This window comes from Streptomyces regalis, from assembly GCF_001509475.1.
Lineage (GTDB): Bacteria > Actinomycetota > Actinomycetes > Streptomycetales > Streptomycetaceae > Streptomyces > Streptomyces regalis.
In genome coordinates this window covers 34,894-43,041 of sequence record NZ_LLZG01000006.1, presented here as the reverse complement: position 1 = coordinate 43,041, position 8,148 = coordinate 34,894, and the positions used below count along the sequence as shown (strand labels likewise).

General features: G+C 72.4%; 6 protein-coding genes. 4 read left to right on the top strand and 2 right to left on the bottom strand.

The features are described 5' to 3' along the window. On the bottom strand, positions 1-585 hold a 585-nt coding region (locus tag ADL12_RS02665; RefSeq protein ID WP_208614455.1), incomplete at its 3' end, for a TerD family protein. Positions 586-882: 297 nt separating this feature from the next. Between ADL12_RS02665 and ADL12_RS02660 the strand changes: the two genes are divergently transcribed. From ADL12_RS02660 to ADL12_RS02645, 4 genes are all read left to right on the top strand, one after another. Further along, positions 883-1,320: a DUF6643 family protein gene (locus tag ADL12_RS02660; protein WP_062698015.1), complete on the top strand. Its 438-nt coding sequence runs from the start codon at positions 883-885 to the stop codon at positions 1,318-1,320. A 42-nt stretch (positions 1,321-1,362) separates the two neighbouring features. Then, entirely contained in the window at positions 1,363-2,190 is an 828-nt protein-coding gene (locus tag ADL12_RS02655; RefSeq protein WP_062698013.1) for an MOSC domain-containing protein, read from the top strand. Positions 2,191-2,370: 180 nt separating this feature from the next. Next, positions 2,371-2,976, top strand: coding sequence for an Rv1733c family protein (locus ADL12_RS02650; protein ID WP_062698011.1), 606 nt, complete (start codon positions 2,371-2,373; stop codon positions 2,974-2,976). A 109-nt stretch (positions 2,977-3,085) separates the two neighbouring features. Next, the gene (locus tag ADL12_RS02645) at positions 3,086-5,527 is read left to right on the top strand and encodes a right-handed parallel beta-helix repeat-containing protein (protein WP_062698009.1); all 2,442 of its coding nucleotides are present in this window, start codon (positions 3,086-3,088) and stop codon (positions 5,525-5,527) included. An 83-nt stretch (positions 5,528-5,610) separates the two neighbouring features. Here the strand turns inward: ADL12_RS02645 and ADL12_RS02640 are convergent, their stop codons facing one another. Further along, positions 5,611-7,965 carry an alpha/beta hydrolase family protein gene (locus tag ADL12_RS02640; protein ID WP_062698007.1) on the bottom strand — a complete coding sequence of 785 codons (2,355 nt, stop codon included), beginning with the start codon at positions 7,963-7,965 and terminating at the stop codon, positions 5,611-5,613. Positions 7,966-8,148: the final 183 nt, after the last annotated feature.

Genomic DNA, 8,148 nt, shown 5'->3' with positions numbered 1-8,148 from the left:
GGCCACGGGGGGCGGCGTGGTCGACGGGGGCGGGGCCACGGGGGCCGGAGCGGGTGCCGCGTGCTGGGGTTCGTCGACCGTGATGCCGTAGTCGGTGGCGAGGCCCTCGAGGCCGCTGCTGTAGCCCTGGCCGACGGCACGGAATTTCCAGGTGCCTTGGCGGCGGTAGAACTCACCGAGTACGAAAGCGGTTTCGACGGTGGCACCGGTGCTGTCGAAACGCGCGACGACGGTGCCCTGGGCTGCGTCCTTGACCTCGATGTAGAGGTCCGGAACCTGGCCGAACGCACCGCCGTCCGCGGAAGCGGCGAGGATGACGGTCTCGATCGCGGGCTCCACGCGCGCGAGGTCGACGAGCAGACTGTCGGTCACCCGGCCGCCGGCGTCCCGCTTGCCCTCGTGCCGGACGGCGCCGGAGGAGTGCACCGGCTGGTTGTAGAAGACGAAGTCGGCGTCGGAGCGGACTTTTCCGCCGACCAGCAACAGCGCCGAGGCGTCCGCGTCGGGCACGCCCGGTCCGGAGCGCCAGCCCAATTCGACCCGCAGTGCCGCCGTCGGCACCGGAGCATTCGATCCTTTCGACATTGACATGTCCGCTCCCATCACGGGTCACCGCGCCAGGCATGTCCCGGCAGCTCACTGAGTTCTTTACAGGGCCAACCTATTCCCCGTGACAACGCACTCCCATGAGAGCCTCGAGAACACCGGAGGCCAACCCCCGGTAACCCGCCCGGAACTCGGCATTTACACGATCCGAGCGCCGATCTGCGTCCCTTTTTGGCAAGTTCGCTCGCATTGGGGATCCGGCGTCACCCCGGACACATAAAACAACCCTCTTATCGGTCTCCCCAACCAGCACATCGTGGGCTTAACGTATGCGCCATGACCTCCCCCCGCTCCACCTATGGCGGCGGCTACTACTCCGCCTCCTTCCCGGACACTCCGATCTACGACTCACTCGTGGCCGAGCGGGGTACCCCGCAGATCGCCCCGATCCGGGTCCCCGCCGCGTACGACACGCCGGGCAGCCATCTGCCCGCGCTGCCGTCCGCGCTGCCCGCCCTCCCGGCGGCCCCGTCCCAGCCCTCCTACGGTTATCCGCAGGCGCAGCAGCCCGCTCCGCTACAGCAGGCGCCCGCGGCGTACATTCCGCAGCAGGCGGCCGCGCCGCGTGGCTATCCAGGTCCGCAGGCCCAGCAGCCTCGACCGGTGGCGCCCGGCGGCATGGGCTACGAGGCGATGCGCCCCGCGGCTCCCCGCCCCGCCGCGGCGGCTCCTTACCAGGATCCGTACAACAACCAGCAGTACCGCGGCTACTGACCCGTTCCCCCGGCTGTCGCCGCCATCTGGCACGATGGCCGCATGGGGCGCACACGGCTGCAGTCGATTCACGTTCATCCGGTCAAGGCGTTCCGGGGCACAGCGCCCCGGGAGGCCGTCGTGGAGCCCTGGGGGCTGGCCGGTGACCGACGCTGGGTGCTGATCGACGACGGGGGAAAGGTCGTTACGCAGCGCCAGCAACCGCGCCTCGCGCAGGCCGCCGCCGAGCTGTTGCCCGGCGGCGGCGTCCGGTTGTCCGCGCCCGGTACGGACCCGCTGACCGTGCCCGCACCGCGGACGGTCGGCACGGTGCCGGTGGAGATCTTCCGCGACAAGGTCGAGGCGGTCCTCGCCGAGGACGACGCCGCGCATGCCTGGTGCAGCGCCTATCTCGGCGCCGATGTGCGCCTCGCGTTCATGGACGACCCCGGCACGCGCCGGCCCGTCGATCCGGAGTACGCCCTGCCGGGCGAGACGGTCAGCTTCGCCGACGGCTACCCACTGCTGCTCACCACGACAGCATCCCTCGAGGCTCTCAACTCCCTCATCGCGCAGGGTGATCACGCGCAGGAGGGCCCCCTGCCCATGAACCGTTTCCGGCCGAACGTGGTTGTGTCGGGCACCGCTGCCTGGGCCGAGGACGACTGGTCGCGCATCGCCATCGGCGAGGTGACCTTCCGTGTCCCCAAGAAGTGCGGGCGGTGCGTGGTGACCACCACCGACCAGGCCACCGCCGAGCGCGGCAGGGAGCCCCTGCACACCCTCGGCCGACACCGCCGCCTGGACGGCAATCTGGTGTTCGGCCAGAGTCTGGTGCCCCTTTCCCGCGGCACGATCCGGGTCGGCGATCCGGTCACGATCCTCGACTGAGAAAGATCTCGCGGAGCGGCAATGGGCGGGAACCGGGGCCGGGTGCCCGCGCGTTGGGCTTTTCGTGAGAAGTTCATGAGGGGCCCCGGACGCAGGTGATTTCACTCTCTCTTCGGCGGGGCCCGCGCGTGAACGGCTCGGTGAGGGGTTATCACGGAGCGGGAAGGGGGTGTCGGGACGATGCGGGCGATCATCGGACTCTGGCGCTGGCGGCACAATCCGCTGCGCCGTGCGACCGATCTGGCCGAGGCCTGGGTCGCCCTCGGGGCCCTGCTGCTGATCCTGGTCGTCACGCCGTTGGTCGGCTGCCTGGTCGGCGCCGCTGCCCAGGGCGCTCTGCAGAAGTCCGTCCGCGAACAGCGCGCGTCCCGGCACCTGGTGACGGCGACGGTGGTCCGCAAGGTGGAAGGCTCTTCGCTGGACGCGGACCCCGAGGCCGCCACCGGGCGGGACATGCGGACCAGGGTCGTGGCCGACTGGACCGCCCCGGACGGCAGCGTGCACCAGGGTTCGGTCATGGCGAGCCTCGACACCCCCCGGCCCGGCGACCGCTTCACGATGTGGACGGACCGGCAGGGCCGCACCGTCGCCCGCCCGCTGGACTCCGCGACGGCCGCGACGCACGCCGTGCTCGCCGGGTTCGGCGCGGCTCTGCTGGCCGCCGGCCTGGTCGAGGGCAGCAGACGGCTGGTCGTCTGGCGAATGGTCCGTCGCCGGTACGCGCGTTGGGACCAGGCGTGGGACAAGGCGGGTCCGGACTGGGGCCGGACCGGCACCGGCAGTTGACGGCCTTCCGGCTCTGGTCAACCCACCGCCCGCGCGCACGCTACGGTGGACCGGCCGAACTCTTCGGCAGCGAAACCCGCGTACTTCGAGGTGGGGGCACATCAACGCCATGGCACAGGGCACGGTCCAGGTGACGCACACCGGTACATCGCGGTGGCGGCGCCGCACGGGTGAGTACGCATCGCTCGCGGCTGCCCTGGAGGCCGCGGCCGACGGTGACGTCCTCACCGTCGCGCCCGGCACCTACCGGGAGAACCTCGTCGTCCAGCGGGCGGTGACCCTGCGCGGCCCCGAGGGTTCCCCGGGCTCGGTGCGTATCGCGCCCGTGGACGGCGTGCCGTTGACGGTGCGCGCCTCGGCGGTGGTCCAGGACCTGCATGTGGAGGGCCAGGACGCGGCGGCGCCCGCGCTGCTCGTCGAGGAGGGCGCACCGGAGCTGTCGGACGTCCGGGTCGTCACGCGGTCCGCGGCCGGGATCGAGGTGCGCGGTGGTGCGCGGCCGACCGTGCGGCGCTGCACCGTGGACAATCCCGCGGGCATCGGCATCGCCGTACTCGACGGCGGGGGCGGGGTGTTCGAGGAGTGCGAGGTCGTCGCGGCAGGCCAGGCAGGCATCGCCGTGCGCGGCGGGGCGCACCCCCGTCTGGAGCGCTGCCGGATCCACCACGCCTCGGGCTCGGGGCTGACGGCCACGGGTGAGAACTCCGCGCTGGAAGCGGTGGGTTGCGAGATCTACGAGGTGCGGGGCTCCGGCGTCCAGGTCACCGGCCGGGCCACCGCCCACCTCACCGACTGCGATGTGCACCGCACCACCGCCGACGGCGTCACGCTCGACACGGACGCTGTGCTGACCCTGGCCGACTGCCGTATCCACGACATCCCGGAGAACGCGGTCGACCTGCGCTCCCGCTCCGTGCTGACCCTGACCCGCACGACGGTGCGTCAGTTCGGGCGCAACGGTCTGTCGGTGTGGGATCCGGGCACGCGCGTGGACGCCAACCAGTGCGAGATCTTCGACAGCACGGGCGACTACCCGGCGGTGTGGGTCAGCGACGGCGCCACCGCGGTGCTGGACTCCTGCCGGGTGCACGACGTGCCGGACGCCCTGTTCGTCCTCGACCGCGGCTCGCGCGCGGACGTCGTCGACAGCGACCTGTCCCAGGTGCGCAACACGGCCGTGTCGGTGAGCGACGGCGCCACCGCCCAGCTCGACGACTGCCGTATCCGGGACGCGGCGACGGGCGCCTGGTTCCGGGACCACGGCAGCGGCGGCACTCTCAACAACTGCACCGTGGACGGCACTCAGACAGGCGTGATCGTCACCAAGGGCGCCGACCCCACCATCGAGCGCTGCACCGTCGACTCCCCGGCCGAGGCCGGGTTCTACGTCTCGGCGGGCGGTCGCGGCACCTTCCTGAACTGCCGGGTGCGGGGCAGCGCCGGCTACGGCTTCCATGTGATCGACGGCTGCCGTACGACGCTGAAGAAGTGCCGTACGGAGCGGTGCGCGCGCGGCGGGTACGAGTTCGCCGACGGCGGCCCGGACGCCGCCTCCGGGGTGGGCCCCGACGTGGAGGACTGCACCAGCGACGAGAGCGCGGGCCTCAGGCAGCCGACCCCGGCACCGGAACCCGCCGTACAGACAGTGAGCCAGACCCCCGGCCTCCTCGGCGCGATCCCCGGCCAGCGCAACACCGAGCAGGAGCCCCTCGTCGCCGCCACGCAGCCCGAGACACCGACGCGGACCTCCAAGGACGTCCTCGGTGAACTCGACGCGCTGGTGGGCCTGGAGAGCGTCAAGCGCGAGGTGCGCGCCCTCACCGACATGATCGAGGTGGGCCGGCGCCGCCAGCAGGCGGGCCTCAAGGCCGCGTCGGTCAAGCGGCACCTGGTCTTCACCGGCTCCCCCGGCACCGGCAAGACGACGGTCGCCCGCCTTTACGGCGAGATCCTCGCCTCCCTCGGCGTCCTGGAGAAGGGCCACCTCGTCGAGGTGTCCCGCGTCGATCTGGTCGGCGAGCACATCGGCTCGACGGCGATCCGCACGCAGGAGGCCTTCGACAAGGCGCGCGGCGGTGTGCTGTTCATCGACGAGGCCTATGCGCTGTCGCCGGAGGACTCGGGCCGGGACTTCGGCAAGGAGGCCATCGACACGCTGGTGAAGCTGATGGAGGACCACCGGGACGCGGTCGTGGTGATCGTGGCGGGCTACACGGCTGAGATGGAGCGCTTCCTGTCGGTCAACCCCGGTGTGGCGTCCCGCTTCTCACGGACCATCACCTTCAGCGACTACGGCCCCGAGGAGTTGCTGCGGATCGTGGAGCAGCAGGCCGAGGAGCACGAGTACCGGCTCGGCCCCGGCCTCGCCGAGGCCCTGCTGAAGTACTTCACGGCGATCCCCAAGGGCGCCGCGTTCGGCAACGGCCGTACGGCACGCCAGACCTTCGAGGCGATGGTGGAACGACACGCGGGCCGGGTCGCCCAGCTCGACGAGCCGAGCACGGACGACCTGACCCTGCTGTACGAGGAGGACCTGCCGGAGCTGCCCTGAGGCCGGCGGTCACGCCGCGCCGGCCCACATCCGGCCGCGCCCCCGCACAGCCGCGCTTCCCCCACTCTCCGGGCCCGACCGGCTCAGCCCTCCACCACCCCCTCCGCCCGCTGCCCCGGCACCCCCGGGCGCAGCCGTGCCAGCAGTCGCTCCCGTTCCTCCGCGAACGCCGGGTCCGCCTGGTAGTCGCCGTGGCCGAGGATGGGGGCGGGCAGGGGGTGTTCGAGTGTACGGCCGTACGCCAGGGGGTCCTTGAGGGCCTCGTGGTCCACCGCGGGGCCGCAGTCGCCGGGCAGGCGGACCGGGCCGCCGATGGGGTCGGTGACCCGGTACAGGTTGCGCCAGCAGTCGACCTCGGCGTGCAGGGACGCGAGCGCGGCCGGGCCGAAGTGGGCCGGGAACCAGCGGCCGTAGAGGCGTTCCAGCGGGGAGCCGTAGGTCAGGAGCGCGACCCGCTTGCGGTCGGCGGGTGTCAGCTGCCAGGCCGCCGCGGCCGCGAGCACGCTGCCCTGGGAGTGCCCGGAGATGACGAGGCGGCGGCCGTCCTCGGCGCGTGTCCAGGTGGCCATCCGCCAGGTCAGGTCGGGCACCGCACGCTCGGCGTAGCAGGGCGGCGCGAAGGGGTGCGCGGCGCGCGGCCAGAAGGTGCCGACGTCCCAGAGGATGCCGATGGTGCGCCGTGCGGAGGCGTCCTTGTAGGCGCGCCTGCCCCAGGTGACGAAGAGTATGAAGCCGACGCCGATCAGCCAGGAGCCCAGCGCCTGCGCCGTCTCGGCGGCGCCGTGGACGAAGGCGTACGCCCTGTCGGCGGCTGCACTCGGTGTCTTTTCGGTCGTGAGGGCTCCGACCAGGGCTCCGGCACCCAGGAGCAGGGTCGCGGTGGAGGTGACGGCGGCTACGAGGGGCGCGCGGTCGGTGAGCGTGGCCATCGCGCGCGTGCTCGCGATACGGCGGGTGCGTGCCGTGTCCTGGGGCTCCCCGGCGTAGTCGAGCTCCACCCTGCCCAGCTCGGTGCGGCGCAGCTGCCAGGCCCGCCATGCCAGCCAGCCGCAGAGCAGCAGCAGGAGGACCAGCAGCGGCGGGATGACGGAGGCCTGCCAGGTCAGCAGGACCGGTGGGCCGGCGATGGACGTGCCCGTGCCGTCCAGCCAGTCGGCGACCCGCTGGGACACTCCACCGGACATCACGCCGCCGAGCGCGCAGGCCAGCATCGCCACGGCCGGTCCGCCCAGGCCCCGCATCGCGGCGCGCGGGTCGGGATCGGTGCGGTGGAGGACGTGCGCCACGACGGCGAGGACGATCACGAGCAGGCCCTGGAGGAAGGCGATGGCGCCGAAGGTGGGGTCGCCCGGGAGGCGGCCCTCCGAGTGCCAGCCCGGGCGATCCCACGCGGCGTACACCAGGGCGAGCACCAGCAGGACGAGAGCGGCGAGCGGCAGGCGTCGTACGAGATGCTCGTCGAGTTCCTGGTCGAGGCGGTTCTCGCTGCGTCCTCGGCGGCAGACCACCCACACCACGACGACCGCCCCGGCGACGATCGCCGCTTCCAGCAGCCACCCCAGTGTGTCGAGGAGCGCGGGTCCACCGGGCCTGCGGTCGAAGCGCGCCGCCGCCGAGCCGACCGCCGCGGCGACCGTCAGCAGGCCCGCGGCGGTGTGCGCGGCGCGCAGCCGGGCGACCAGGCGACGGCCGTACCAGAAGCCGGGGCGGCCGAGGGAGGTAGGGCCGGACTCCTCGTCGGGCTCGGCCTGGCGGGACATCGGCTGCTGGGACTCGTACGCGCTCCAGGTGCGGCGGGAGAGGTACCACAGCAGGCCGGTCAGCGCGGCGGGCACCAGGGCGGCGAGGGCGAGCCTGCGGCCGGGGCGGCTCCACCAGCCGTCGTCCGAGACGACAGGCGACAGGAAGCCCAGCCAGCTGTGCTGCTTGGCGCACGCGCGCTTGCCCGCGCACTGCCAGGCCGCGAGGTCCAGGGCGACCTCGCACGCGGCCGCGACCAGCAGCACCGTCAGCGTCAGTCCCGCGAGCCGCACGAGGAGGCCGTAGAGGCGCACCGTACGGTCGCGGTCGTGTGCGGTGGGGCGCATCCAGTGGGCGAGGTTGACCACCATGAACGGCAGTAACAGCAGCCACAGGGCGCGTGCGCTGTTTCCCGAGGTGAGGTTGCACCAGACGTACGCCTCGGGGACCGGTTTGCCCCGGTAGTCGTCCGGCCTGTCCTCGGCGTCGACGTCCTCGGCCCGCCGGAAGACGGCGGCCGTGTCGTCGCCGGTGATCCGCACGGTCCGCGGATCGTCGAGCATGTCCTGCGGTGTGGTGCCGCCGACACCGTGGACCAGGAGTTCCAGGGCGGTTCCGGCGCTCTCGGGCCCCGCAACGGGACCGTTCGTCGGCGTCTCCGCTCCGCTTCTCGCGGCACGTTCTTGCGCATGTTCCACTGTTCGCACTTCCCCCGTGACGAGCCGTCGGCTTCTGTCTGTGCGGGCACAAGGATCTCCCCGGAGGGGGTCCCTTACACCTCTCGTCACGGAATCTCCCCGATCCGTGTGAAGGACAGGGGAACGGGAGATGCGGAAGTGGCATGCGCGCGTCCAGGCAGCCAGTGGCGCGACCGGTACCCA